At 62.6% G+C, this 23,254-nt stretch carries 34 protein-coding genes; 3 read left to right on the top strand and 31 right to left on the bottom strand.

Going from position 1 to position 23,254, the window contains the following annotated elements; translation table 11 throughout:
* Nucleotides 1–13: 13 nt before the first annotated feature.
* The 9 genes from AC2TZ7_RS12630 to AC2TZ7_RS12590 form a co-directional block, all read right to left on the bottom strand.
* Complete coding sequence (locus AC2TZ7_RS12630) at nt 14–2,341, bottom strand: nitric oxide reductase activation protein NorD (protein ID WP_489864504.1); 2,328 nt, start codon at nt 2,339–2,341, stop codon at nt 14–16.
* A 12-nt stretch (nt 2,342–2,353) separates the two neighbouring features.
* Nucleotides 2,354–3,190, bottom strand: coding sequence for a CbbQ/NirQ/NorQ/GpvN family protein (locus tag AC2TZ7_RS12625; protein ID WP_078550355.1), 837 nt, complete (start codon nt 3,188–3,190; stop codon nt 2,354–2,356).
* An 84-nt stretch (nt 3,191–3,274) separates the two neighbouring features.
* Nucleotides 3,275–3,640, bottom strand: coding sequence for a ribulose bisphosphate carboxylase small subunit (locus AC2TZ7_RS12620; RefSeq protein WP_078520682.1), 366 nt, complete (start codon nt 3,638–3,640; stop codon nt 3,275–3,277).
* A 41-nt stretch (nt 3,641–3,681) separates the two neighbouring features.
* Nucleotides 3,682–5,115: a form I ribulose bisphosphate carboxylase large subunit gene (locus AC2TZ7_RS12615; RefSeq protein ID WP_489864503.1), complete on the bottom strand. Its 1,434-nt coding sequence runs from the start codon at nt 5,113–5,115 to the stop codon at nt 3,682–3,684.
* A 71-nt stretch (nt 5,116–5,186) separates the two neighbouring features.
* Nucleotides 5,187–6,266 carry a class II fructose-bisphosphate aldolase gene (gene fba / locus AC2TZ7_RS12610; RefSeq protein ID WP_274963159.1) on the bottom strand — a complete coding sequence of 360 codons (1,080 nt, stop codon included), beginning with the start codon at nt 6,264–6,266 and terminating at the stop codon, nt 5,187–5,189.
* A gap of 44 nt (nt 6,267–6,310) precedes the next feature.
* Nucleotides 6,311–7,312 carry a type I glyceraldehyde-3-phosphate dehydrogenase gene (gene gap / locus AC2TZ7_RS12605; RefSeq protein ID WP_078601427.1) on the bottom strand — a complete coding sequence of 334 codons (1,002 nt, stop codon included), beginning with the start codon at nt 7,310–7,312 and terminating at the stop codon, nt 6,311–6,313.
* Nucleotides 7,313–7,325: 13 nt separating this feature from the next.
* Nucleotides 7,326–9,299 carry a transketolase gene (gene tkt, locus AC2TZ7_RS12600; protein WP_489864502.1) on the bottom strand — a complete coding sequence of 658 codons (1,974 nt, stop codon included), beginning with the start codon at nt 9,297–9,299 and terminating at the stop codon, nt 7,326–7,328.
* 17 nt (nt 9,300–9,316) lie between these two features.
* Nucleotides 9,317–10,189 (bottom strand): phosphoribulokinase, encoded by an 873-nt coding sequence (locus tag AC2TZ7_RS12595; RefSeq protein ID WP_078520678.1) that lies wholly within the window; start codon nt 10,187–10,189, stop codon nt 9,317–9,319.
* A gap of 3 nt (nt 10,190–10,192) precedes the next feature.
* Nucleotides 10,193–11,188 (bottom strand): class 1 fructose-bisphosphatase, encoded by a 996-nt coding sequence (locus AC2TZ7_RS12590; RefSeq protein WP_489864501.1) that lies wholly within the window; start codon nt 11,186–11,188, stop codon nt 10,193–10,195.
* A 107-nt stretch (nt 11,189–11,295) separates the two neighbouring features.
* Between AC2TZ7_RS12590 and cbbR the strand changes: the two genes are divergently transcribed.
* From cbbR to AC2TZ7_RS12575, 3 genes are all read left to right on the top strand, one after another.
* Entirely contained in the window at nt 11,296–12,225 is a 930-nt protein-coding gene (gene cbbR / locus AC2TZ7_RS12585; protein ID WP_489866811.1) for a LysR family regulator CbbR, read from the top strand.
* Nucleotides 12,226–12,272: 47 nt separating this feature from the next.
* Nucleotides 12,273–13,244: a quinone oxidoreductase family protein gene (locus AC2TZ7_RS12580; protein ID WP_489864500.1), complete on the top strand. Its 972-nt coding sequence runs from the start codon at nt 12,273–12,275 to the stop codon at nt 13,242–13,244.
* A gap of 103 nt (nt 13,245–13,347) precedes the next feature.
* Entirely contained in the window at nt 13,348–13,872 is a 525-nt protein-coding gene (locus tag AC2TZ7_RS12575; RefSeq protein ID WP_489864499.1) for a hypothetical protein, read from the top strand.
* On the opposite strand, the gene AC2TZ7_RS12570 is transcribed toward AC2TZ7_RS12575, so the two are convergent.
* The 22 genes from AC2TZ7_RS12570 to AC2TZ7_RS12465 all read right to left on the bottom strand — a co-directional run bounded on the left by AC2TZ7_RS12570 (nt 13,869) and on the right by AC2TZ7_RS12465 (nt 23,122).
* Entirely contained in the window at nt 13,869–14,264 is a 396-nt protein-coding gene (locus AC2TZ7_RS12570) for a 3TM-type holin (protein ID WP_489864498.1), read from the bottom strand. The two genes, AC2TZ7_RS12575 and AC2TZ7_RS12570, sit on opposite strands and share 4 nt — an antisense overlap.
* Nucleotides 14,264–14,416, bottom strand: a complete 153-nt coding sequence (locus AC2TZ7_RS12565) for a hypothetical protein (protein ID WP_489864497.1) — start codon at nt 14,414–14,416, stop codon at nt 14,264–14,266. The genes AC2TZ7_RS12570 and AC2TZ7_RS12565 overlap by 1 nt, the downstream gene beginning before the upstream one ends.
* Nucleotides 14,413–14,583 (bottom strand): hypothetical protein, encoded by a 171-nt coding sequence (locus AC2TZ7_RS12560; protein WP_489864496.1) that lies wholly within the window; start codon nt 14,581–14,583, stop codon nt 14,413–14,415. The genes AC2TZ7_RS12565 and AC2TZ7_RS12560 overlap by 4 nt, the downstream gene beginning before the upstream one ends.
* Before the next feature lie 16 nt (nt 14,584–14,599).
* A complete protein-coding gene (locus AC2TZ7_RS12555; RefSeq protein ID WP_489864495.1) occupies nt 14,600–15,319 on the bottom strand; it encodes a lysozyme family protein in 720 nt (239 codons plus the stop codon).
* A gap of 120 nt (nt 15,320–15,439) precedes the next feature.
* Nucleotides 15,440–15,706 (bottom strand): hypothetical protein, encoded by a 267-nt coding sequence (locus AC2TZ7_RS12550; protein WP_489864494.1) that lies wholly within the window; start codon nt 15,704–15,706, stop codon nt 15,440–15,442.
* Entirely contained in the window at nt 15,706–16,089 is a 384-nt protein-coding gene (locus AC2TZ7_RS12545) for a hypothetical protein (RefSeq protein ID WP_489864493.1), read from the bottom strand. The genes AC2TZ7_RS12550 and AC2TZ7_RS12545 overlap by 1 nt, the downstream gene beginning before the upstream one ends.
* 1 nt (nt 16,090) lies before the next feature.
* Nucleotides 16,091–16,672, bottom strand: a complete 582-nt coding sequence (locus tag AC2TZ7_RS12540; RefSeq protein WP_489864492.1) for a hypothetical protein — start codon at nt 16,670–16,672, stop codon at nt 16,091–16,093.
* Nucleotides 16,669–16,902 (bottom strand): hypothetical protein, encoded by a 234-nt coding sequence (locus AC2TZ7_RS12535; protein WP_489864491.1) that lies wholly within the window; start codon nt 16,900–16,902, stop codon nt 16,669–16,671. Before AC2TZ7_RS12535 ends, AC2TZ7_RS12540 begins: the two co-directional genes overlap by 4 nt.
* A complete protein-coding gene (locus AC2TZ7_RS12530) occupies nt 16,899–17,297 on the bottom strand; it encodes a hypothetical protein (RefSeq protein ID WP_489864490.1) in 399 nt (132 codons plus the stop codon). Before AC2TZ7_RS12530 ends, AC2TZ7_RS12535 begins: the two co-directional genes overlap by 4 nt.
* Complete coding sequence (locus AC2TZ7_RS12525; protein WP_489864489.1) at nt 17,297–17,707, bottom strand: hypothetical protein; 411 nt, start codon at nt 17,705–17,707, stop codon at nt 17,297–17,299. The genes AC2TZ7_RS12530 and AC2TZ7_RS12525 overlap by 1 nt, the downstream gene beginning before the upstream one ends.
* Nucleotides 17,683–17,886 (bottom strand): hypothetical protein, encoded by a 204-nt coding sequence (locus AC2TZ7_RS12520; RefSeq protein ID WP_489864488.1) that lies wholly within the window; start codon nt 17,884–17,886, stop codon nt 17,683–17,685. Before AC2TZ7_RS12520 ends, AC2TZ7_RS12525 begins: the two co-directional genes overlap by 25 nt.
* 9 nt (nt 17,887–17,895) lie before the next feature.
* Nucleotides 17,896–18,378: a hypothetical protein gene (locus tag AC2TZ7_RS12515; protein ID WP_489864487.1), complete on the bottom strand. Its 483-nt coding sequence runs from the start codon at nt 18,376–18,378 to the stop codon at nt 17,896–17,898.
* A gap of 59 nt (nt 18,379–18,437) precedes the next feature.
* Nucleotides 18,438–19,247 (bottom strand): major capsid protein P2, encoded by an 810-nt coding sequence (locus AC2TZ7_RS12510; protein WP_489864486.1) that lies wholly within the window; start codon nt 19,245–19,247, stop codon nt 18,438–18,440.
* Nucleotides 19,248–19,260: 13 nt separating this feature from the next.
* Nucleotides 19,261–19,386 carry a hypothetical protein gene (locus tag AC2TZ7_RS12505; protein ID WP_489864485.1) on the bottom strand — a complete coding sequence of 42 codons (126 nt, stop codon included), beginning with the start codon at nt 19,384–19,386 and terminating at the stop codon, nt 19,261–19,263.
* Nucleotides 19,387–19,583: 197 nt separating this feature from the next.
* Complete coding sequence (locus AC2TZ7_RS12500; protein ID WP_489864484.1) at nt 19,584–20,258, bottom strand: helicase HerA domain-containing protein; 675 nt, start codon at nt 20,256–20,258, stop codon at nt 19,584–19,586.
* Nucleotides 20,228–20,821, bottom strand: coding sequence for a hypothetical protein (locus AC2TZ7_RS12495; protein ID WP_489864483.1), 594 nt, complete (start codon nt 20,819–20,821; stop codon nt 20,228–20,230). The genes AC2TZ7_RS12500 and AC2TZ7_RS12495 overlap by 31 nt, the downstream gene beginning before the upstream one ends.
* Nucleotides 20,805–21,083, bottom strand: coding sequence for a hypothetical protein (locus tag AC2TZ7_RS12490; RefSeq protein ID WP_489864482.1), 279 nt, complete (start codon nt 21,081–21,083; stop codon nt 20,805–20,807). Before AC2TZ7_RS12490 ends, AC2TZ7_RS12495 begins: the two co-directional genes overlap by 17 nt.
* Entirely contained in the window at nt 21,080–21,286 is a 207-nt protein-coding gene (locus AC2TZ7_RS12485; RefSeq protein ID WP_489864481.1) for a hypothetical protein, read from the bottom strand. Before AC2TZ7_RS12485 ends, AC2TZ7_RS12490 begins: the two co-directional genes overlap by 4 nt.
* 52 nt (nt 21,287–21,338) lie before the next feature.
* Nucleotides 21,339–21,587: a hypothetical protein gene (locus tag AC2TZ7_RS12480; RefSeq protein WP_489864480.1), complete on the bottom strand. Its 249-nt coding sequence runs from the start codon at nt 21,585–21,587 to the stop codon at nt 21,339–21,341.
* 64 nt (nt 21,588–21,651) lie between these two features.
* The gene (locus tag AC2TZ7_RS12475; RefSeq protein WP_489864479.1) at nt 21,652–22,449 is read right to left on the bottom strand and encodes a hypothetical protein; all 798 of its coding nucleotides are present in this window, start codon (nt 22,447–22,449) and stop codon (nt 21,652–21,654) included.
* Complete coding sequence (locus AC2TZ7_RS12470) at nt 22,449–22,664, bottom strand: hypothetical protein (protein WP_489864478.1); 216 nt, start codon at nt 22,662–22,664, stop codon at nt 22,449–22,451. The genes AC2TZ7_RS12475 and AC2TZ7_RS12470 overlap by 1 nt, the downstream gene beginning before the upstream one ends.
* Nucleotides 22,664–23,122, bottom strand: coding sequence for a hypothetical protein (locus AC2TZ7_RS12465; protein ID WP_489864477.1), 459 nt, complete (start codon nt 23,120–23,122; stop codon nt 22,664–22,666). The genes AC2TZ7_RS12470 and AC2TZ7_RS12465 overlap by 1 nt, the downstream gene beginning before the upstream one ends.
* Nucleotides 23,123–23,254 lie beyond the last annotated feature (132 nt).

The raw sequence follows: 23,254 nt of genomic DNA, 5'->3' as shown, positions 1-23,254 counted from the left end.
GGTCCTCCGGGGATCATTTCGTCAGTTGCGCGAACAGGGTCGGCAGTTTCTCGGGCAGGCGCTCGACCTGATCGATCACGGTGAAGTTGTTGGCCCCGAAAATGCGCGACACATAGGCGTCGGCCTCGGAGTCCAGCGTCAGACAATAGCTGTTAATGCCGATCTGCTGGAGTTCCGCAACCGCCTTCTTGGCATCCGTGCGCAGATATTGCGGGTCGCGCTCGTCGATATCGGCCGGTTCGCCATCGGTGACGATCAGCAACAGCTTATGCGCCTCGGGGCGCAGGCTCAGGTGATGGGCGGCATGGCGCATCGCAGCCCCCATCCGGGTCGAGAGCCCGCCTTTCATGCCCGCAAGGCGGCCTTTGACCTCGGAATCGAGCTTCTGCTCGAAATCCTTGAACCGCTGATATTGCACGTCGTGGCGGCCATCCGAGGAAAAGCCGTGGATCGCGAACGGGTCGCCGATGCCCGAGATCGCCGAGGCCACGAGCGCCGAGGCCTCGCGCGTCAGCTCCAGCACGGTCTTGTCCGAGCCGCGCACGGTCTCGTTTGTGCTCTCCGACAGGTCGAGCAGAATGCAAACGGCCAGATCGCGCCGGTTGATGACGTTGCGCATGGTGATCCGCATGTCGGGCTGCATGCCGATGCGCTGCATCACCATCGCATCGACGGCGGCGTTGATATCCAGCTCGTCGCCATCCTCCAGCCGCCGCTGGCGCGAGATGCCCTGCGGGCGCAGCCGGTCCACGATCTGCTTGATGCGATGCCGGATGCCGCGATGCGCGGTCAGGATCGTGTCGATCTCGTCCGGGTCGCCCATCGGAGGACGGTGTTCATAGACGGTCGACCACGACGGGCGCATCAGCTGCACCTTGTAATCCCATTCGCCGTAATGAACCGGGTCCGAGATCGGGGCCTTGCCCTCCATCTCGTTATAGCTGACGCCCTCATCCTCGTAGGGGAACAGCTCTGACGACAGCACCCAGACCTCCTGCGCATCGTCGCCTGCGGTCTCGACATCGACCTCGTTGACGAATTCCATCAGGCCGACGCGCTTGCGCACTTGGCCTTGGTTGGGCTGGTAGGCGTTCTGGTTCGACCAGTCGTAATCCGAGAGCGACCAGATGAAGCGGTTGTCGTCGCGATACGGAATTTTCAGAGATTCGAGAATGCGAAGGGACGGCACCGCGCGGCGCTGCGCCAGCAGGTTGAACAGCTCGACCCCCAGCGACCACGAGAACATCGTCTCGCGCGCATTGCCTGCGATCTCGCCGTGGAAGGTCTCGACAAGATTGTCGATTTCCAGATCGCCGGTGCGGGTTCCGGGCGTGTTGAGCGCGCGGGCGACTTTTTCCAGGAGATACATCGTCTCGTGCTCGTAAGCTCCGGGAGGCGTGTCCGGCATCAGCCGGTCGAACATCGCGCGCAGCCCCGGAAAGGCCTGCGTCGCGCAATATTCGACGCGGGCATCCTCGATCATGCCGATCAGGAAAATCTGCGCAGGGTTGAGCGCTTCCTGCCCCAGCCCATGATCGGAATAGACGATATGGGCCGCCATATGGGCGCTCATCGCGCGGTAGAGATCGAGGCCGGAGGCGCCGTTGATCCCGTCCACCGCATCGGGCAGATGCAGCGCGCCGTCCTCGATGAAGGGGCGGAACCCCTCGAAGTCGGCGGCAGAGGGGCGCAGGAAGAAGTCGCGGGCCCAGAAGGCGCGGAGGTAGAAGTTCAGCCGGCGCTGGCTGTCGATGAAGAGCGTGCCGCGGCGCTCCTGTTTGAGCACCGCGCGGCTATCTTCCGAGACGAGACCGAAGTAATCCGCCTGTTTCGGCAGGTCGCGGCGATAGGCTTCGGCGCCGAAATCCACCCAGCGGCGCAGGCCCGAGAGCGTGAGTTTGCTCAGGAGTTCCTCGAGCACGCCGAACATCGGGCGCAGACCGCGCGGCGCGCGGGCCGCCAAACGATGCAGCAGCGCGAGATAGCCGCGCAGAAGCTCTGGGTCGCCGAAGCGGTTGGCGGCGCCGGGCAGCGTGTCGAGCATCAGCACCAGGATCTCACCCGACACCATCGAGGCCAGCTTCAGCACCGCACCCACGACATCGCGGATCACGTCCTCGCCGCATTCCTTGGCGACCTGAGGCATCTCGTCGAGATAGGAGATCAGCAGGCGCGGCCCCTTGCCGAGCGAGGTCATGGCCTTCGCGCCGTCCATGTAATCCTTCAGACCGGCGGGCGACATCATCCGCGCCGCCTCGTGGAAGAGCCCGTCGAGGGTTTCCTCCAGCTCCGGCGCGGATTTGATCAGATCGGCGGCGTAATCGTCGAGATCGACCTTCATCGGACGCGCTCCTTACGCCACCTTCGAACTGTCGGTGATCTCGGGGAAGAAGGTCTGGACGGCCGCCTGCAACGTGTCGCGCATATCGGCGTCATCGGTCAGCGGCTCCACCAGCGCCATCTGGCAGGCGGCGGGCGCGGGAATGTCCTGCGAGATCAGCTGGCCCGCATAGACCAGAAGGCGCGTGGACATGCCCTCATCGAGCCCGTGGCCCTTGAGGTTGCGCGAGCGTTCGGCCACCTGCACGAGGCGTTCGGCGGTCTTGAGGTCGATCCCGGCCTCGTGGCTGACGATCTCGGCCTCGGTCGCGGCCTGCGGGTAATCGAAGGACATCGCGCCGAAGCGCTGCTTGGTCGATTGCTTGAGGTCCTTCATCATCGACTGGTAGCCGGGGTTATACGAGATCACGACCTGAAAATCGGGATGCGCGTCGACCAGCTCGCCCTTCTTCTCCAGCGGCAGCTGGCGGCGGTGGTCGGTCAGCGGGTGAATGACGACGGTGGTGTCCTGACGGGCCTCGACGACCTCGTCGAGATAGCAGATCGCGCCGATCCGCGCCGCGACGGTCAGCGGGCCGTCCTGCCATTTCGTGCCGTTGATATCCAACAGGAACCGCCCGATCAGGTCGGAGGCGGTCATGTCCTCGTTACAGGCCACGGTGATCAGCGGGCGCTGCAATTTCCACGCCATATATTCGACGAAGCGCGACTTGCCGCAGCCCGTGGGGCCCTTGAGCATCACCGGCATGCGCACGTCATAGGCGGCAGCATATTGCTCGATCTCGTTGCCGACGGGCCGGTAATAGGGCTCGGTCTTCACACGGAACTGGTCAGGGTCGATATCGCTCATGGGTGGCTCTCCGTCGCGCTGGAAAATCCGGAAAAATGGGGCAGGGCGGGCCGCCGCGATCGGCAGCCCGCCCCTCGTGTCAGATCAGGCAGAGGCCGACATGTCGGCGCGGTGCACCACCATCGAGGTGCCCTGCGTCTGCTTGAAGTTGTCGTAGCCCACGAGGCGGACATGGTTGCCCGGGTTCGCCTTCTTGCACATCTCGATCTCGCGGAAGATCGCATCGACATCGGTTTCCCCGAACATCGGCAGCTTCCACATATACCAGAAGTTGGAGCGCATATTCTCGGGCTCGGTATGCTCGATGGCCGGATTCCAGCCTTTCGAGACGATGTATTCCACCTGCTTGCGCAGCTCGTCATCGTTGAGCTGGGGCAGATAGGAGAAGGTGCCCATCTTGCGGCTGTTCGGGTCCGAAATACGCGAGCCGTAATCTTGCATTTCACTCATGGTGTCAGTCCTTTCTCAGGCGTTGGTGGGAGGGGCGCGCCTTAGCGGTGCGCCACGTCCAGCTTGTCCACGGTGTCGAACTCGAACTTGATCTCTTTCCACGTCTCCATGGCGATCTTGAGTTCGGGCGAGTGCTTGGCGGCCGAGGTCATGATGTCTTTCGACTCCTTCTCGAGATCGCGGCCCTCGTTGCGTGCCTTGACGCAGGCCTCGACCGCGACGCGGTTGGCCGCTGCGCCGGCTGCGTTGCCCCAGGGGTGGCCCAGCGTGCCGCCGCCGAACTGAAGGCAGCTGTCATCGCCGAAGATGTTGACCAGCGCGGGCATGTGCCACACGTGGATGCCGCCCGAAGCCACCGGGAGAACGCCCGGCATCTGACCCCAGTCCTGATCGAAGAAGATGCCGCGCGAGCGGTCTTCCTTGACGTATTTGTCGCGCATCAGGTCGATCCAGCCCAGCGTCGCCTCGCGGTCGCCTTCAAGCTTGCCGACGACGGTGCCCGAGTGCAGGTGGTCGCCGCCCAGGAGGCGCAGCATCTTCGCGAGAACGCGGAAGTTGATGCCGTGCTTGGGGTGGCGGTCGATCACGCCATGCATCGCGCGGTGCACGTGCAGCAGCATGCCGTTGTCGCGGCACCAGCGGCTCAGCGAGGCCTGCGCGGCCCAGCCCATCGTCAGGTAGTCCGACATGATGATCGGCGAGCCGATCTCCTTGGCGAACTCGGCGCGCTTATACATCTCTTCGATGTTCGGCGCGGTGACGTTCAGGTAGTGGCCCTTGCGCTCGCCGGTTTCGCGCTCGGCCTTGTCGATCGCTTCCTGACAGAACTCGAAACGGTCGCGCCAGCGCATGAAGGGCTGCGAGTTGATGTTCTCGTCATCCTTGGTGAAGTCGAGACCGCCACGCAGCGCTTCATAGACCGCTCGGCCGTAGTTCTTGGCCGACAGACCCAGCTTCGGCTTGATCGTGCAGCCGAGGAAGGGGCGACCGTATTTGTCGAGCTTGTCGCGCTCGACCTGGATGCCGTGGGGCGGGCCGTCGCAGGTGGTCACGAACCACAGCGGGAAGCGCACATCTTCCAGACGCAGCGCACGGACGGCCTTGAAGCCGAACACGTTGCCCACGAGCGAGGTGAAGACGTTTACGACCGAGCCTTCCTCGAACAGGCCCATCGGGTAGGCGATGAACGCGTAGTAGCTCTCGTCGTCGCCCGGCACGTCCTCGATCGCATAGGCGCGACCCTTGTAGTAGTCGAGATCGGTCAGCAGGTCGGTCCAGACGGTGGTCCAGGTGCCGGTCGAGGATTCCGCGGCGACTGCGGCTGCGGCTTCCTCACGCGGGACACCGGCCTGCGGTGTGATCTTGAAGACGGCGAGCACGTCGCTGTCCTTCGGCGTGTAGTTCGGCTCCCAGTAGGTTTCACGGTATTCCTTGACGCCGGCGCTGTATTTACCGGGATTTGCATGCTGGTTCATCGGGGTCTCCTTGTCTCCCTAAATCCGATATCTGCGGCCCCGGGCGCTCGACTGCCGGGATCGCGGGTGTGTCAGGCGGCCTTGGCCGCGGAAATCACCGGATCGAGCGATCCGTCGGCATAGCGCTTGGCCATGTCGTCGAGGTCGATCACCTTGATCTTGCTGGCATTCCCGGCGGTGCCGAAGCGCTGGAAGCGGTCGAGGCAGAGCTTTTCCATCTCTTCCATCGCGGGAATCATGAATTTGCGCGGATCGAATTCGGTCGGCTTGCTTTGCGCGACCTTTCGGAACTGAGCCGTCAGCGCCATGCGGTTGTCGGTGTCGATATTCACCTTGCGCACGCCCGACTTGATGCCGCGCTCGATCTCTTCGACCGGGACGCCGTAGGTCTGGGGCATCTCGCCGCCGGATTCGTTGATCAGGTCCTGCAGATATTGCGGAACGCTGGACGAGCCGTGCATCACGAGGTGAACATTCGGGATCTTCGCGTGGATCTTCTCGATCTGGCTGATCGCGAGGATGTCGCCCGTGGGCTTGCGCGAGAACTTGTAGGCGCCGTGGCTGGTGCCGCAGGCGATGGCCAGCGCGTCGACCTTGGTCAGCTTCACGAAGTCGAGCGCCTCGTCGGGATCGGTCAGCAGCTGATCGTGGCTCAGCTTGCCCACCGCACCCGAGCCGTCTTCCTCTGCCGCTTCGCCGGTCTCGAGATTTCCGAGCACGCCCAGCTCACCCTCGACCGACGCGCCGACCCAATGGGCCATATCGGCCACGCGCTTGGTGATCGCGACATTGTAGTCCCAATCGGCGGGGGTCTTCATGTCTTCCTTCAGCGAGCCGTCCATCATCACGGAGGTGAACCCGTGGCGGATCGCGGTGAGGCAGGTGGCCTCGTTATTGCCGTGGTCCTGATGCATGCAGAGCGGGATATCGGGATACATCTCCGACAGCGCCTGGATCATGTGGCGCAGCATGATGTCGCCGGCATAGCTGCGCGCGCCGCGCGACGCCTGCATGATGACGGGGGCGTCGCATTTCGCCGCCGCCTTCATGATGGCGATACCCTGTTCCATGTTGTTGATGTTGAACGCCGGCACGCCGTAGCCGTATTCCGCGGCGTGATCGAGCAATTGTCTGAGCGTAATCAATGCCATATCAGGTGTTCCTTACGTTGTGGGCCAAACGGTTCGAACCGCGGTTAGAGGAGCTTTCCCATCGCGACGGCGGTGTCCGCCATGCGGTTGGAGAAGCCCCATTCGTTGTCGTACCAGCTGAGGATGCGGACCATCCGGCCGTCCATCACCTTGGTCTGGTCCATGTGGAAGACCGAGGAGTGAGGATCGTGGTTGAAGTCGCTGGAAACATTGGGTTTGTCGGTATAGCCGAGGATGCCTTTCATCGGGCCGTCGGCCGCCGCGCGGATAGCCGCGTTGACCTCTTCCACGGTGGTGTCCTTCGCGGCCTCGAAGACCAGATCGACGACCGAGACATTCGGCGTCGGCACGCGGATCGCGACACCGTCCAGCTTGCCATTGAGCTCCGGCAGCACCAGACCCACGGCTTTCGCGGCCCCGGTCGAGGTCGGGATCATCGACAGCGCGGCGGCGCGGGCGCGATACATGTCGGAATGCATCGTATCGAGCGTCGGCTGGTCGCCGGTATAGCTGTGGATCGTCGTCATGAAACCTTTCGAGATGCCGATGGCGTCATTGAGCGCCTTGGCGACCGGCGAGAGGCAGTTCGTGGTGCAGGACGCATTCGAGACGACCAGATCGTCCTTGGTCAGCGCACCGTCATTGACGCCGAACACGATGGTTTTGTCGGCACCGGCTGCCGGGGCGGAGACCAGCACGCGCTTCGAGCCGTTCTCGAGGTGGAAGGCTGCCTTTTCGCGCGCGGTGAAGATGCCCGTGCATTCCATCGCGATGTCCACGTCGCCCCAGGGCAGCTCCTTGGGATCGCGGATCGCGGTGACCTTGATCTTGCCGCGGCCCGCGTCGATCCAGTCCTCGCCGGTGGTGACCTCCTGCGGGAAGCGGCCGTGGACGCTGTCGAATTGCAGCAGATGGGCGTTGGTTTCGACCGGGCCCAGATCGTTGATCGCGATCACTTCGATATCGGTGCGACCCGATTCAATGATCCCGCGCAGCACGTTGCGGCCGATACGTCCAAACCCGTTGATGGCAACTTTAACCGTCATTCTCGTTAGTCCCTCAGATCAGTTCTTTTGCATCCGAAACAATCGCTTCGGACGTGATGTTGAAGTGTTTGTAGAGCGCCGGGGCAGGGGCCGAGGCCCCGAAACCGGTCATGCCCACGAAGCGGTCCTCGGGGCGCAGGAAGAGATCCCAGCCCTGACGGATCGCCGCTTCGCAGCCGACGCGCGGGGCGTCGCCTAGAACCTCGGCGCGATACGCCGCGTCCTGTTTCTCGAAGAGCTCGAAACACGGCGCGGAGACGACCGCCGCCTTGATCCCTTGCTCGGCCAGCTGGTCGGCTGCCGCCATCGCGATCTCGACCTCGGACCCAGTGGCGATCAGCGTCACGTCGCGGGCCTCGGGCGCACGCAGCAGATAGGCGCCGCGGGCGGTGAGGTTTTCGTCCGTATGTTCGGTGCGAACCGTCGGCAGACCCTGACGCGAGGCCACGATCATCGTCGGCGTGGCCGTCGAGGTCATGGCGATTTCCCAGGCCTCGGCGGTCTCCACCGCATCAGCCGGACGGAGGATGAGCAAGTTAGGAATGGCCCGGAGCGAGGCCAGATGCTCTACCGGCTGATGGGTGGGACCGTCCTCGCCGAGGCCGATCGAGTCATGGGTCATGACATAGCAGGTCGGCACGCCCATCAGCGCCGACAAACGAATAGCGGGGCGGCAGTAATCGGCGAAGGCCATGAAGGTGCCGCCATAGGGGCGCAGCCCGCCATGGAGCACGATCCCGTTCATCGCGGCGGCCATGCCGTGCTCGCGAATGCCGTAGTGGATGTAATCGCCGGTGAAATCGGTGGGCGTGATCGATTTCATGCCCGAGGATTTCGTGAGGTTCGAGCCAGTCAGATCGGCCGAGCCGCCCACGGTGAAGGGCAGGGTGGCGTTGACCACTTCCAGCGCCATCTGGCTCGCCTTGCGGGTCGCGACCTTGGGTTTGTCTTCCGACAGCTTGCGCTTGTAGGCGGCGATCGCGGCGGTCAGAGGGCTGGTGTCCGCTTCTTCGGCGGCGAGGAATTCGGCGCGGGCGGTTGCGGTGTTCAACCGCTGTTCCCACTCCGCCCGCGCACGCGCGCCTCGCGACGCGATCCGGCCCCATTCGTCGTAAATCGCCGCAGGGATTTCGAAGGGCGGGTGATCCCAATGCAGCTGCTTGCGCGCGGCGGCGATCTCTTCATCGCCCAGCGGTGCGCCATGCACATCGTGGCCGCCTTGCTTGTTCGGTGCGCCGAAGCCGATGATGGTGCGGCAGGCGATCATCGAGGGGCGCGGGTCCTGACGGGCAGCCTCGATCGCGTCGGCGATCTCGGTCGGCGTATGGCCGTCGCATTCGAGCACGTGCCAGCCAGCCGCCGCGAAACGCGCCTTCTGATCCATCGAGGTCGACAGATCCGTGTCACCGTCGATGGTGATCGAATTGTCGTCCCACATCACGATCAGCTTGCCGAGCTCGAGATGCCCCGCGAGGTCGATCGCCTCGTGGCTGATCCCTTCCATCAGGCAGCCGTCGCCCGCGATGACATAGGTGAAATGATCCACCAGATCAGCGCCATAGCGCGCGTTCTTCATCTTCTCGGCAATCGCCATACCGACTGCAGTGGCGATACCCTGACCGAGCGGCCCGGTGGTCACTTCGATCCCCTCGGCATGGCCGTATTCCGGGTGGCCAGCGGTGCGCGAACCCAGCTGGCGGAACGCCTTGATCTGGTCCATGCCCATGTCTTCATAGCCAAGCAGATGGTTGATCGCGTAGATCAGCATCGAGCCATGCCCCGCCGACAGAACGAAGCGATCGCGGTCGGGCCATTTCGGCGCGGTGGGATCGATATTCATGAAGCGGTTGAACAGAACGGTCGCCACATCGGCCATGCCCATCGGCATTCCGGGATGGCCCGAATTGGCCTTTTGCACCGCGTCCATCGCAAGCGCACGGATCGCATTGGCCATGCGCGTTTCTTGAGTGATTTGAATGTCTTTCATCACCTTGTTCATCCTTCTCAAGCCCGCTTCGATTCACGCACGATGCGCTCGATGAGGGGGGTGAGGATCAGCTGCATGGCCAGATCCTGACGGTTGCCGGGAATGACGATCGAGTTGGCGCGGCTCATCCAGGAGCCGTTGATCATCGAGGTGAGATAGGGGAAATCGATGCCGCGCGGGTTCTTGAAGCGGATCACTACGAGGCTTTCATCCGCCGTCGGGATCCAGCGCGCCACGAACGGGTTCGAGGTGTCGACGACCGGCACGCGCTGGAAGTTGATATCCGTCTCGGTGAATTGCGGCGTGATGCAGTTCACATAGGAATGCATGCGGCGCAGGATCACGTCGGTGACCGCTTCCGTCGTGTAGCCACGCGAGGCGCGGTCGCGATGGATTTTCTGAATCCATTCGAGGTTGATCACCGGAACCACGCCGATCTTCAGGTCCGCCAGCGCCGAGAGGTTCACCTCGTCATTGACCACGCAGCCGTGCAGGCCTTCGTAGAAAAGCAGGTCAGACTCGTCCTCGAAATCGCTCCATTCGGTGAAGTGACCGGGCGGCGTGCCCCATTTCTCGGCCTCGGCATCGTCATGGACGTAATGGCGGGTCTTGCCCTTGCCGGTCTCGCCATATTCGCGAAAGACGCGCTCCAACTCTTTGAGTTCATTGGCTTCATAGGAGAAATGCGAAAAGCCCTGATCGCCCGCGTCATAGCGCTTTTGCAGCTCTTCCTTCATGTCGGCGCGGTTGTAGCGGTGGAAGGCGTCCCCCTCGATCGAGACCGCGGAAATCCCTTCGCGCCGGAAGATCTGATCGAAGGTCGATTTCACCGTCGAGGTGCCTGCACCGGAGGAACCGACGACGGAAATGATGGGGTGTTTCTTGGACATGGATTAGCTCCGGAAGAGGCCGCGGGTGTTGAAGAGCGCGTGGGCTTCATCCTGCGGCAAGTCGTGATAGGCGGCGACGCGGGCGACCTTGCTGGCCGAGCCGAATACGAAGGGCGTGCGAGCATGCAGCCGGTCGGGCGTCGCAGACATGATGGGATCGGCGCCGTCGGTGGCCTCGCCGCCGAGCTGCTCGATCAGTATCGCGATCGGTGCGCATTCGTAGATGTGGCGCAGACGGCCGCGCTCGTAGCCGTCGCGGTCGTCGCCCGGATAGAGGAAGACGCCGCCGCGCGAGATGATGCGATGGGTTTCGGCCACCAGAGAGGCGATCCAGCGCATGTTGAAATTGCGCCCGCGCGGACCTTCGGCACCGGCGACGAGATCGTCGATGAAGGCGCGGATCGGCTGCGGCCAGTGGCGATAGTTCGACGCGTTGATCGCGTATTCCGAGGTCTCGGAGGGCAGGGGCTTCGGATCGGCCACGCGGCGCCAGATGTCGCTGCCGGGCTCGAGTACCCATTGCTGCACACCCTTGCCGAAGGTCACGACCAGCGCGGTCTGCGGCCCGAAGATGATGTAGCCGCCCGCGATCTGCTCATTGGCCGGGCGCAGGAAGCTGGCATCCATGTCGTCGGCGGCCTCGAAAATCGAGAAGATCGTGCCGATCGAGACATTCACGTCGATATTCGAGGATCCGTCGAGCGGATCGATGGCAAGCGCGAGCGTGCCCTCGCCGAAATCGACCACCTCGTCTTGTTCTTCCGAGGCGTAATGGCGGACCGCGCCACCGCGCAGCGCATCCATGAAGGCCTCATCCGCGATCACGTCGAGCGCTTTCTGACCGTCGCCACCCGCGTTGGTGCCTGCGGCTTCCGCCAGATTTCCCTCAAGCCCGTTGCGCGCAATCATGCGGGCAAGCTGGGCGCCGACGCTGGTCAGGCGGGTCATGGTGTCGGCAAGATCGGCAGAAATACCGAGGCCGTCGAAACTCACGGACATCTTCTCCTCCTCCAAAGTCGATGTTCTTGTGAGCCAGACCATTGCCCGGATCGTAATTTTATGAAATTTAAATAAAGGGAATGTGCGTTAAAGGAAATTGAATGCCGATGCGGATGAACGCTGTAACGCTAAAGCAATTGCGCGCGCTTGATGCGGTGGCGCGGGGCGGGTCGCTGACCGCTGCCGGGGAGAGCCTGAACCTTACGACGCCTGCGATTCATACGCAGATCAAGGGGTTGGAGGATGCGATCGCGATGAAGCTGATCCAGCGCGCCGTCGACGGTGCGGGATCCGAGCTGACCGAGGCCGGCAAGGCGCTGCGCGAAACCGCGCTGCGGATCGAGGACAACTTGTCGCAGGCCGAGGCGACGCTGAGCGCCATCGCGCGCGGGCAGGTGGGCCGTATCACGCTAGGCGTCGTCTCGACCGGCAAATATTTCGCGCCGCGACTGGTGAAGATGCTGCAAGACGCCCATCCCGAGATCGAGGTCGCTCTGCGCGTGGGCAACCGCTCGGCCATCATCGAGGGGATCGAGCGCGGCAGTTTCGACATCGCCGTGATGGGCCGTCCGCCGCGCCATCCGCCGGTCGTGGCGGAACCGATCGGCCAGCATCCGCATGCGCTGGTCGCACCGCCGGGCCATCCGCTGATCGCCAAGGCCGACGATCTGGAGCAGCTTTTCGGCGAGACCTTCATCTCGCGTGAGGAAGGGTCGGGGACCCGCATCCTGATGTCGCGCTGGCTCGACCGGGTCGGCGACGGGCGGCTCTACGACACGCTGGAGATGGACAGCAACGAGACGATCAAGCAAGCGGTTATGGCGGGTCTCGGCATCGCGTTTCTCAGCCTGCACACGGTGACGGACGAGCTGGAGACCGGACGCCTGGCGCTGATCCCGGCGCCGGGTTTGCCGCTGATGCGCCACTGGTTCCTCGTGCGCCGCGAGAGCGAACGCCCGCGCGAACTGGCGCTGCGCGTCTGGGATGAGATCGTCGAGATGAACGGCGCTTTCCTGCCGCACCCGATCCCGGATTGACGCCGGGGCCGCGCGGAGTACCTTTGCGCGGCAACAGGGAGGATATCATGGCTTATGCGATGGCAGTCGCGCGCCCCGGCGGGCGCGACCAGTTCCACAAGATCGAGATCGAGGCGCCCAATCCGGGCCCGGGTGAAGTCACTTTAAGGCATACCGCTATCGGATTGAATTTCATCGATGTTTACTTCCGAACGGGGCTTTACCCGTGGCCCGTGGAGAGCGATCTGATCACCGGCGGCGAAGCGGCGGGCATCATCGAGGCGGTCGGCGATGGCGTCGATCTGCAGGTCGGACAGCGCGTGGCCTATACGCAGCCCAATGGCGCTTACGCGAGCCACCGGGTGATGGCTGCGAAAAACGTCGTGCCGATCCCGGACGATATCTCCGATGAGGTCGCGGCGGCGGTGATGCTCAAAGGTCTGACCGTGCATTACCTGATCCATCACTCATATCCCGTAAAGTCCGGCGACACCGTGCTTTTCCATGCGGCTGCCGGTGGCGTCGGCTCGATCGCGGGTCAATGGCTGAATGCCAAGGGCGTGCGCGCGATCGGCACGGCTGGCGGGCCTGAGAAATGCGCGCGGGCGCTCGAGCACGGCTATGACGCGGTGATCGATTACCGGTCCGAGGATTTCGGCGCAGAGGTGAAACGGCTCACCGATGGCGCGGGCGTCGCAGCGGTCTATGACTCGGTGGGCGCGGATACGGTGATGACGTCGCTCGATGTGCTCAAGCGGTTCGGCACGCTGGTGTGCTTCGGGCAAAGCTCCGGGCCGGCGGATCAGTTCAAGATCAACGATCTGGCGCGCAACTCGCTGTTTCTGACGCGTCCGACCTTGTTCCAGCACACGGATCAGCCGGGGTGGCTGCGTAACTCCGCCGCAGAACTCTTTGAGATGATTGGGAAAGGCGAGATCAAGATCGACGTGCCGCAGAGCTTTTCTCTGGAGGATGTCGCCGCAGCCCATGAGGCGCTGGAGGGCCGGAAAACGGTGGGGAGCACGGTTTTGACCCCATAATGGGCACCAAATCGCATTCATAAGTTACATAATACCGATTATCGGTTGTGTGGTGAGGCTGACAATGACGTGACACGCCCTTATTGCAAGGGAAAAATGCGCTATGCGTGCGTCGAATCTGTCCAACACGGCGAAAAAAATAATGTCTACCCTAGAAGAAGCCGAAATTGCGCCCTTTCCGTCACGTTCCGATGATCGACCACAAGATATAGATCGCGATGATCTGCGCGCGATGCGCCAGGCGATCGCGGAATTGGAGCGCGCCGCCGCGATCCTGCGGCGTCAGATCCAGCAATCCGTCGATGCCAAGGTGCGCAAGCATCGGGCGCGGTCTCGGATCTCGGAATTGCGCCAGGCCGGCACGGCGGCATTGCGCCTGGAACGCGATGGAATCGATCCGAAAACGGCCGCGATCCGGATCGCCCAGGCGCGCGCCCTGCCCGTCGAATCTGTGATGCACTGGCAAAAGCACGCCCGCGACCGCTCAGACAAAGCGGATCGCGCGGCGCGCAATCGGGAGATTTTGCGCCTGGCCGGGCGCGGGTGGAGCAATGCGGCACTGGCCAAGCGGTTTGGCCTGTCGGAGCGCTCGATTACCCGGATCGTGGCTGAGGCGCTGCGGGCCTAGGCTTTGCCCTGGCCGAGAAGCCGGGCCACCTGGCCGCTTGCTTTTTCGACCGAGCGCCCACCGATATAGCCGCCGATCCCGACGGTGAGGAGCGTGAACAGCTTGCCCACCAGATCGGGCGATTGCACCAGGTAATCGGGCGCGAGGCCAAACCAATAGGCATCCAGGAGCGCCAGGAAATTCAGCATCGCAATCGGGCGCCAGGAGCGCGTAAGCCAGCCGCCGCTGGCCGCTTCCGTGGTGACGATCTTCGCCCGTGCCTGCTCGATCTGCTGGGCATTGGTCAACAGCGCCTCTGTCAGCGCCGCTTTCGCCTTGTCCTGTGCCGCCTTGTCGGGCAGCGCTTTCTCGATTGCGGGCATAATCATGCCCACCAGATCAGCCCACCACATCAGCTTGCCCCCCCGAAAATCCGGTGCTCGATCCGCTCGATGCGATCCGCAAAGCCCTTATGGGCGGCGGTGAGCGATCCCAGGCGGAAGAAAATGCCAGTGAGCACGCTCACCTGGACGAACTGAAACGCGGTCGAAATCATGTCTGTCATTTTGCCAGCCCGTTCTTGCGCGCGACCTGGTAGCCGACATAAAGCCCGCCCCCGATCACCGCCCACTTGACCAGCTTTTGCGATTTCTGCGCGGCATCGCCCGCTTCCCAAAGCGCGCCGATCCCTACGGCCCCGCCAATGATCCACAAGATCGGCACAATCGGCATGTCCTGTTCCCTTTCGTTAAACCTGGCGCAACGCACCCTTGATCGTGTCCACGCTCACGCGCGCCTTGTTCAGCCCGTCGCCGTGGTAGTAGCTGAGGCCCGCCTTGTCGCCGGTGACGACCGGAAGCGAGGCCCATTCCTTCGCGAGATTATTCGCAAACGCATCGGCAGACAGGTTGCCCGCCTGGTAGGACCGCAGGCCCCGTTGATCCAGGAGCGCCTGGGCAGCGCGATCCTGGGTTGCCTGGTCAAACCGATCATTGGGCGACACGACGCCCTGGGCGACCAGGGTTTTCAGGGTCGGGTTGATGATCTGATAGCGCCCCGCGGCGCTCGACCGGCTGCCCGCTTTCACGCTGCGGCGTTGCCAGTCCATCACCTGGGCGACCGTCATGGACGAGAGCGGGCGCGGCGGCGTCACTTTCGAGCCGCCATAGACCGTATCGTAACCGGCCCCCTCGCCCTGGGCGATCACGTCCAGGAGCGAACCGAGATTGCCGGGCTGGGTGCTGGCCCCGCCCATGCCGCCGATCCCGGCACTGGTCCCGAGCGGCCCGGCCTGGGCGGAAAGCCCGCCCTGGTCCGGTTGTGATTGGCCTGCGCCGCCCTGTGCGCGCGTCAGAAGGCCGAGAAGGCTTGAGAAGACCCCCATGGCGTCAATTCCTCCATTTGCGCCCCCCCGCCCGCTCTGCGGCGCTGTGAGGGCATTTCGCTTTGCTGTGTCGATGTAGCTCACCGGGACCACCTGCGGTATTCCCTGGCCCGCCCCGGTCCCGCCCTGGGCTTTCCAGAGCCGCCAGGCGGCGAACCCCGCGCCGCCCAGGGCCGCGAGGCCAAGGAGGTCGCGCCCGCTCATTTACACCGCGCCCGGATCGACCCACGCGCCGATGCTGACAGTTCCCGCCGCATCCGCCGCCTTGATCGCATCGAAAAGCTGCTGTGTGTCGAAGCCCGCGCCCTGATCGGCAGGGTCCACGGTGAACGGAATGGCCCCGTAAACCGGATGATGCCGGGTGATCGTGATCGTAGTTTGCGCCTGATCGGCCCATACCGGGCTTTGCCACGGAATGACGGCCACGGCAAAGCCGGACGGGTCAGTGATGATGGTATTTGTCCAAGCCATTATGCGATGCGCCTCCAGACGGAATGGTTATTTGAATAGGAATTGTCATTTGCGCCGATCAGCATCCAACTCCCAGCGGGAATATTCGTGCTAGAGAATGCCGAATAACCTGCTCCTCCAGCGGCCCCCTGATAGCCCGCGAATTTAAGCGAACTTCCGGCAACGACAGTTCCCGGCTCGCGCGTGGTCGCATTGGAGCGCAGGAAGGCTGTTGATCCGATATCGCCAAAGGCCAGACCGGCAACAGCCGCGCCGACCGTGGCCGAGGATAGAACGGCGGCAATGCCCGCGTCGGTCAGGTTCGCGCTGACGGTATTGTTGGACAGGACCGAGGCAATTTCGGCGTCGGTCAGCTTGTAGGGCGCAGGGGTGATATAGCTCATCTTACGCGCTCCAAGAGATTTCTAGGCCACGAACATTGAGCCCACCGGGAGCCAAACTTTGCGACACATAAATGTCTGCTGTGGTGTTCAGAGTAATAGAAGAATCTGTTTTCAAGACAATTCCAGATAAATTTCCATTATCTCCGCTTAAAAAACACGTCGCGCCAGATGCATTTTGCACAATGATCTCTTTGCGCAACGGATTTGCTGGTGCAAAAAGTATCGGTGAATTTTGCGGAATATTCTTATAGATTTTTTGTAACACATCCGGCGCGCCCTCGCGCACCGGGAGCGTGACGCCCGCATTGATCGTTACCCGCCCGTCGCGGATCGCGCCCGCGCCGATGCCAAGCTGCACCGTGATCGCGCTGGCATTCGGGTTGCGCATCGTCAGGCGCGAAAACCCCTCGCCCGGTTCATAGGTCAGACCGGCCTCGAAATCGCTTTCCGATCCGTCATCGAAGGAAATCCGAAACTTGTCCGAGGCCGCGAGACAGGCCACGAAATCCGCCTGGCGATAGATCGAAATCGTCTCGCCCGCGCCAATCGTATAATCAAGCGTCGCGTAGTTGATCCGGCTCATTTCAGCACCCCCGCGAGAAGGACCGCGCCGATCATCAGCACGGCGATGGATTGCAGATCGGACGTCGGCGCAGGATTGGTATTCTGCGACTGCGGCGTGATGATGATGGGCTGCGTCTGGACCTGCTGGCCCTGGATTTGCGGCGGGCCGAGATTGGCCCCCATGCCCTGCGCGATCGCGGCGAGGAAATCGGCAATGTTGCCGCTGTTGGATTGGGTCTGCATCGTCATTTCCCTTTCATCACGAACATGAGCGCGACCACCGGCAAGCCGATCTTGATGATCTGCTGTGCGATCTGGTTGCTGTCGGTGCGCGCATTGGCCTGGGTCGTCGCCAGCACCTGCGCGGAATTGGCCTGCGTGGTTTTCAGCGCTTCGCCCAGCGTTGCGGCGGTCGTGTCGAGCGCGTGCGCCGCCAGATCAAAAGCCGATCCCGGCACAACGTCGAGATTGATGACGCCCGAGCCGTTCGAGACGCCCAGGCCGTTTGCGCTCACGGTCTGGTCGGTCTTGCCCGCGTCGAGCGTGCCAACATCCTGCGCCGTGATCCCGCCATTGTCGGCCACCTGGCGCTTGTCGGTTGTGCTGTTGGTCGTTTGCTGTGCCGAAGACGAATGCGAACCCATCAGATATCCTTTTCCATCACATAGGACCGGCGATAGCCCAGGGCCTGCGCCTTGCGTACCAGCCCGTCGCGCTCAGTCCAGAACCGCAGGCGCTTGGCGCCTGCATTGCCGCCCAGGAAGGCAAACACCTGGTCAATGATCGCCGTTACGTCGCAATCGCGCTGTGGCGCGGCCCAGATCGCATGGATCACCAGGGCCAGCCCGTCTGCGTCTTCCTGGTGCGCCCAGATCAGCGCGCCGATGCGCTTGCGTGATCGCACCAGGTAAAGCGCCTGCGCCGATCCGTCCTCAATCATGGTTTCCCAGGCGGCGAGGTGGCGATGCGCCCCGCCGATCTGCGAGAGCATCGCCGCCAGGTCCGAAGACCAGGCGGCAGGCTCCAACATCATTTCCGGTTCCAGATCAGCCATGCCGCCCCCAGTGCCAGGATCGGAAACCAGGGCGCGAGGCTTTGCAGCGCCGAGCGGTTGCCTCCGGTATAGACGTTGAAGGCCCCCGTCGTGCCGGGACCGGCTTGGGGATTACCCCCAGAGACAGCCGGGCCGGAGGAGACCGAAAGCGGGATGGAAAGGCCGGGAGTATCAGGCATGATCGCGCCTCACTTCTTGAAGGCGAGATAGGCCACCAGCACGCCGCCGCCGATCAGCAGGGCGGGCATCATCGCCGCAAAGCCCGAGGGCTGCGGCGCGCTGCCCCAGGAGGCTTTTTGCACGGTCGGGTCGGCATTGTCGTTCTTCGCCCCGATCCACGCCAGAATGGAGGCCAGCGCGTTGGGCTGCGAAGACACATATCCCGCCTGGCCGTTGACCTGCGAGGTCGGCACAAGCTGTTGGCCGGGATGGAGGAGCGGGGTTGCCCCGCCTCCGCTGCTGCCCTGCGGCTTGCCCGAGAGCGAAAACAGCGCGCCGCCGAACTGGCCCAGGCCGAAGAAATCCGATGCCGAAACGGGAGGTTGATTGGAATAGGACACGGGCACGTTGTGACCGCCCACCGGGAGCGGATCAGCCACGCCCGAGAAGGACACATTTGCATGTTGTTGCGTCGGGACGCCGTAGCCAGGCACGGCCCAGGTATCGGGCATTTTGAGAACTCCTATGGATCAGAGCGGCGCGGCCCCGAGAGGCCGCGCCAGGGGGAGGATCAGTTCGCGCCTACCAGGCTTTCCGCGAGAATGTTGAAATTCCCGGTGGCCGCGAAATCCAGCTTGAGCCGGAAATCCTGCACGTTCATCGGCAGCGCTTCGGCCAGCCGGTCCTCGCCCACGAAATCGAGATGGGTAAAGCCGGTCTGCGGTGCGCGGTCGACCACGGCATAATGCGCGGCGCGAATGGCCTTGTCGCTTTCCATGATCTTGCGGTTGTCGGCCAGAATTTCGGCGGTGCCGATCTGGTCGGTATCCACATGCATCGCATACATCGCGTAATTGCCGCGCACGATGTCGGCAATCTCGGCGGTGCCGGTCACGCCCTGCTGGCGCGTGTAGCGCTGGATACGCAGATGCGAGCCCCAGGCGGTCGCCTTTGATTGCGAGGCATAGACTTCCAGCGAGTTGATCGTCTGGCCCGCTTTCACGTCCATTTCGAGCGAGAAGGTCGCCATGCCAACCGTGCCATAGCCCGATTGATCCTCGCCCACCGGCGTGCGCATCCAGGGACGCGAGAAGAAGATGGGCAACGCGCCCGCTTGCAGGGTCTGGCCGTAATACTGATTCAGCGCGACCAGTTGCGCGGCGCTGGCCGTGATCTGGGCATCCCCGTTGACCATCACCCGCATATCGCCAAAGACGGTATCCCAATCGGCGGCAGCGAGGTCTTTTGCGCTCCCGCCAATCTGTGCGTTGCAGCGGATATAAAGCCGCTCATAGGTCAGGCCCAGCGGCAGGTTTACCGTTGCCGTTTGGCCTGCGCCGATCCCCAGCGGGGTCGGCATTTTCTTGAGACTGCGCGTCATGTGTGGCTCCCGATCAGTTGTTGAAGCCGCCGCGCGCCTGATCGACCATCGCGTTGCCGCGAAGCTGGTTCATCAGGAAGCCCGCGATCATCACCGAGGTGACGACGACCAGGCCGGTTTTGAGCGTCGATTTATTCATACCCATGTTCCTTGGTTTGAGGGGGAAGAGGAAACCGGCCTGCGCAAGTGTTCGCGGATCGCCTCTGCGATCAGCGCAACGGCGATGCCAATGACCACTTGTTGAAGAATGGCTTTCGGTTTCATGGGCATAAAAAAACAGGCCCACGGGGGGCCTGTCGCATCGCTGCTCTTAAACTGATCTATTTAAGACACCGCCTAAAATTTGATTTTTTTCGCCGCGATCTTTCGGTCTTTCTCGACCAGGTAATCCAGATCGTTCAGCGCCTGGATTTTATCCAGGTCAACGTCGATTTCCGACGCCGCCGTTTCGCGGTCGCGCTTGCCCTGCTGGGCGAAAATCACCGTCATGTTGTTATTGCCGCGAAACCGGGTTGAGACTTCCGCGATCCGCTGCGAGACGCCCACCAGGGAAATTGCCCGATGCCGCCCGCGCGAACACAATTCGGCAAAGCCTGGGCATTTCTCAGGCCCGCCATTGAGCGGGAAACTGATATTCATTTCCTCGACTACCAGCGTGAGCAAGCGGCGTTTGTCTTTCGGCACTTCGTCTTGCAGCTCCACCAGCATCCAGGCCAGTTTATCGAGCGCCTCGATTTCCTTCCCGGCAGGCGGCACGTAGGCGATGCGAAACCCCGACCAGTTGTCGAGCATCGCCCGTTTCACCTTGCCCAGATCGCGCGGCGCAACATGGCGGATTTCCTGCATCCCTTCGGCCCCGTATTCGCCCAGCGGATCGAAGACCAGGACACGCTTTTTCGGTGCGACCTGCTGCTTGACGAAAGACGATTTGCCTGAGCCGGATCGGCCCCAGACGCCGACGCGCGGCACATGTTTGACGCTCATTGCATCCCCCCTTCGGTCGGCATCCAATCCAGGCCCCCGGCCCCGCCGCCCTCTGTTTCCGATTCGGTCACTGGCTGCACGCCCTGGGCGCGCTTGGCCGCTTTCGATTTTGCCAGGATCGCACCCGCGATCTGGACTTTGCCCAGGACGAACATCAGCGCGATCCCGGCCTCGATCCCCAGCATTCCCTCGCGTGGCAGCCAGCCCATTTTCGCGAGCCAATCATAGGTCAGATGCGCGGTTGTGACCGCCGCGTCCTGCTCGCCCGGTTGAATGTCGAAGGGTTCCCAATCCGGCCCCAGCATCAGTTTCGGCGCGCCGAACGATCCGAGGAAAAGCTGGGTGAACTCGTCGCGCCCAATAGGCTGTTTTGCGGGCGCACCCTCCTCGCCCTCCTGGTCTTCGTCGGTCGGCTCCAGGTGGATGCGCTGCACCCCCGACGCCGCCGATCCCATCTCGATTTCCGCCGGTTCCCAGGTTTCCGCCTTCGGCACGTAGTCGTCGCCCTGGTCTTCGGGCGCATCCGTCACCTGGTCAACCTCGACCGGATCGGCCTCGGTCGTCTGCTCTGTCTTAGAAGATAAGGCCATCATCGCCCCCCTTGTCCGAGCCGGTCACACTGTCGTCGCCGGTCGATTTCCTTTTAAGAGGATCGCCCGCCGCACGCGCGGTCTTCGCCTTGATTTTCTCGGTCGCCGGATAGCCGAAAAACACCTTCGTATAGCAGGGCTTTAAACTCTCCTGATCGGAAAATGGGCAGGTTGCATATCCCTTTCCATGCTTGTCCTCGCGCACCGTGATCTGCATTCCGCAGCCAGGGCAACGGGTCTGGCCGATTTCAAGACCGCTCATTTCGCTCCCCCTTCCTGATCTTCCAGCCGCGCGGCCATGTCTTCCAGAAGGTCGATCAGCCGCCCCGCGATCTTCGGCAGCGCAGACGCCTTTTGCAGCCAGGGCAGCTTGTCGATGTCGTGCAGATCGGCGCGCACATCGGCCACCTGTTCGCGGATCGTCTTGCGGGCATCCATCGCCCCGATATCGTCGCTCGATTTCATTCTCTCACCTTTCGATAGGACAGGCGCAGCGATCCCCCGCCGCGCCCGAGGATCATTCGCCGCGCGCTTCCAGTTCTTCGGCCAGCGCACTAACGGCAATCGACAATTCAATCACGGTCGTTGCCAGGGCTGCGGCAGCACTCCGCGCCGGGAGTTTCCCGTCATGCACCTTCTGGGCAATCGTTTCTGCGTTCTCGGCGTGGGTCTTCGCCAAAAACGTGCAGTCCCTGATTTCCTCGGTCGTCTCCCCTGCCTCGGTCGCGGTCTGCGCCTCGGTCGTCGTCTGGGTGGTGTCGTTCATCACTCTCTCCATTTTCTCTGCAATGCCCGGTCTGGGCTCTCTCCCCAGGTCGATCCTGGGCGCTTTATCCCCGTTGCCGCGCGGCTAGCGCGGCCCCGCGTTCCTGTTCCGCCCGTTTCTTGTCCGATAACTGACGGATGATCTCTTGCGGGTCGGCTCTCGGTTCTCCGTTCTCGGTTCTCGGTTCTCCTTCTAGGTTCTGTGTTCTGTGTTCTTGTTCTGGGTTCTCTCCTCTCGGTTCTCCTTTTCGTTCTCGTTCTCGTTCTCTTTCTTGTTCGCATGGTGCTGGCATCATGTCCCACACCATGCTCCAAACCGGATTTTCCCTTTTAAGTCCGAGGTTTGTAAGTGCATCTTCAACCAGGTGCGGCACCCGGTCGAACTCGCGCTGCATTTCCTTCGGCAAGTCCTGCATGAGCGCCGAAAACACCCGGCTGTCTTCCCAGGCCGACGCCTTGGCAAACACCTGATAGGCGAAGTCCAGGAAGGACCGCGTGCGGGCCGCGCTGTCCGCGATCTGCGCGCGATCCTGAAACTGCTTGAGCACCGCAATCGCGATGGACGGGTTGCGCGGGCTATGCTCTTTCGAGAACCACTGACAGATGCGCACCACGTCGTCGGGCGCGCGGTCGATCAGGTCGGCCCGGTCGAGCGCGTCAAGGATGCGCTCTGCGTCGTCCAGATCGCCCTCACAGAGCGCGAAGGCGAGATACATGGCGGGCATTTGGAAAATCCCGATGCCGTTGCCGTGGCGGCACCAGAGGAGCCAGGTATAGGCCAGGCGGCAGCGATCATCGGGTAGGGATTTCCAGCGCTTTGACTGATCGAGCGTGGCGGTGACTTTTCCGAACTTCCGGGCCATTATTCGCCCTCCCGCAAGCCGTAGGTTTCCGACCGATAGACCAGGAGCCTCTCGCTCCCGTCTATCCGCGTTACCTCGATGGTGACGCCGCCATAAATGAGCCCCTTTTTGCAAACCACCGAACTCACGCGGATTGCCTCGCGCAACGTCCTGGACGTGCCGCCGCCGCTCGATCCTTCTTTGGTGAAGGAATACCGATATTCAAACGTCGGCATCACATCACCCCCAGGTCAGTCACGACGCCCGGCAGACAGGCTTGATCCTCAGCACGCAGATGGACCGCGAAAAGATCGGGCTGCATTTCCACGCAGGCGAGAAGAACCGGCACGCCAGAGCGCCAATAGATCAGATTGAACAGATCGCGGCCCGCGTCGTCGCATCCCGCATCGTTCATCCGTCCGATCACTCGGCCGCGCGGATCGCGAACAGACCAGCGGGCACGCACCGGATCGCGCACGACTTCAAATTCAGGAATGGACGGATCGAGCGTGCGCCCGGTAAAGATCACCTGGGCGCGCTTTTCTGACAGAGCCTTGTGGCGCTGCATTTCTCCGATTTTGCTATGCATTGGCTGTTTTCCCTCGTGGTGAAGGGTGAAATTCGCAATGCCCAGCAGGGGGAAAACACGCCAAAAGGCCCCTGCTGGATCATTGCAGGCGCGACCGATGGACACGCCCTTTCCCCTTGGTCACCACTCCTCCGGGAAAACCACTATTTCAAACGGCCCCGAATCGGGGCAAACTGGCAAAAGGTCGGATTTCCGCGAAAGCGTGTCACCACCCGGCCCAAATCCCGACTGGCACAC

The sequence above is a fragment of the Thioclava sp. ISO4 genome (genome assembly GCF_058105145.1).
Note: the sequence above shows the minus strand (reverse complement) of the source record. Positions and strands in the feature narration are given on the sequence as shown.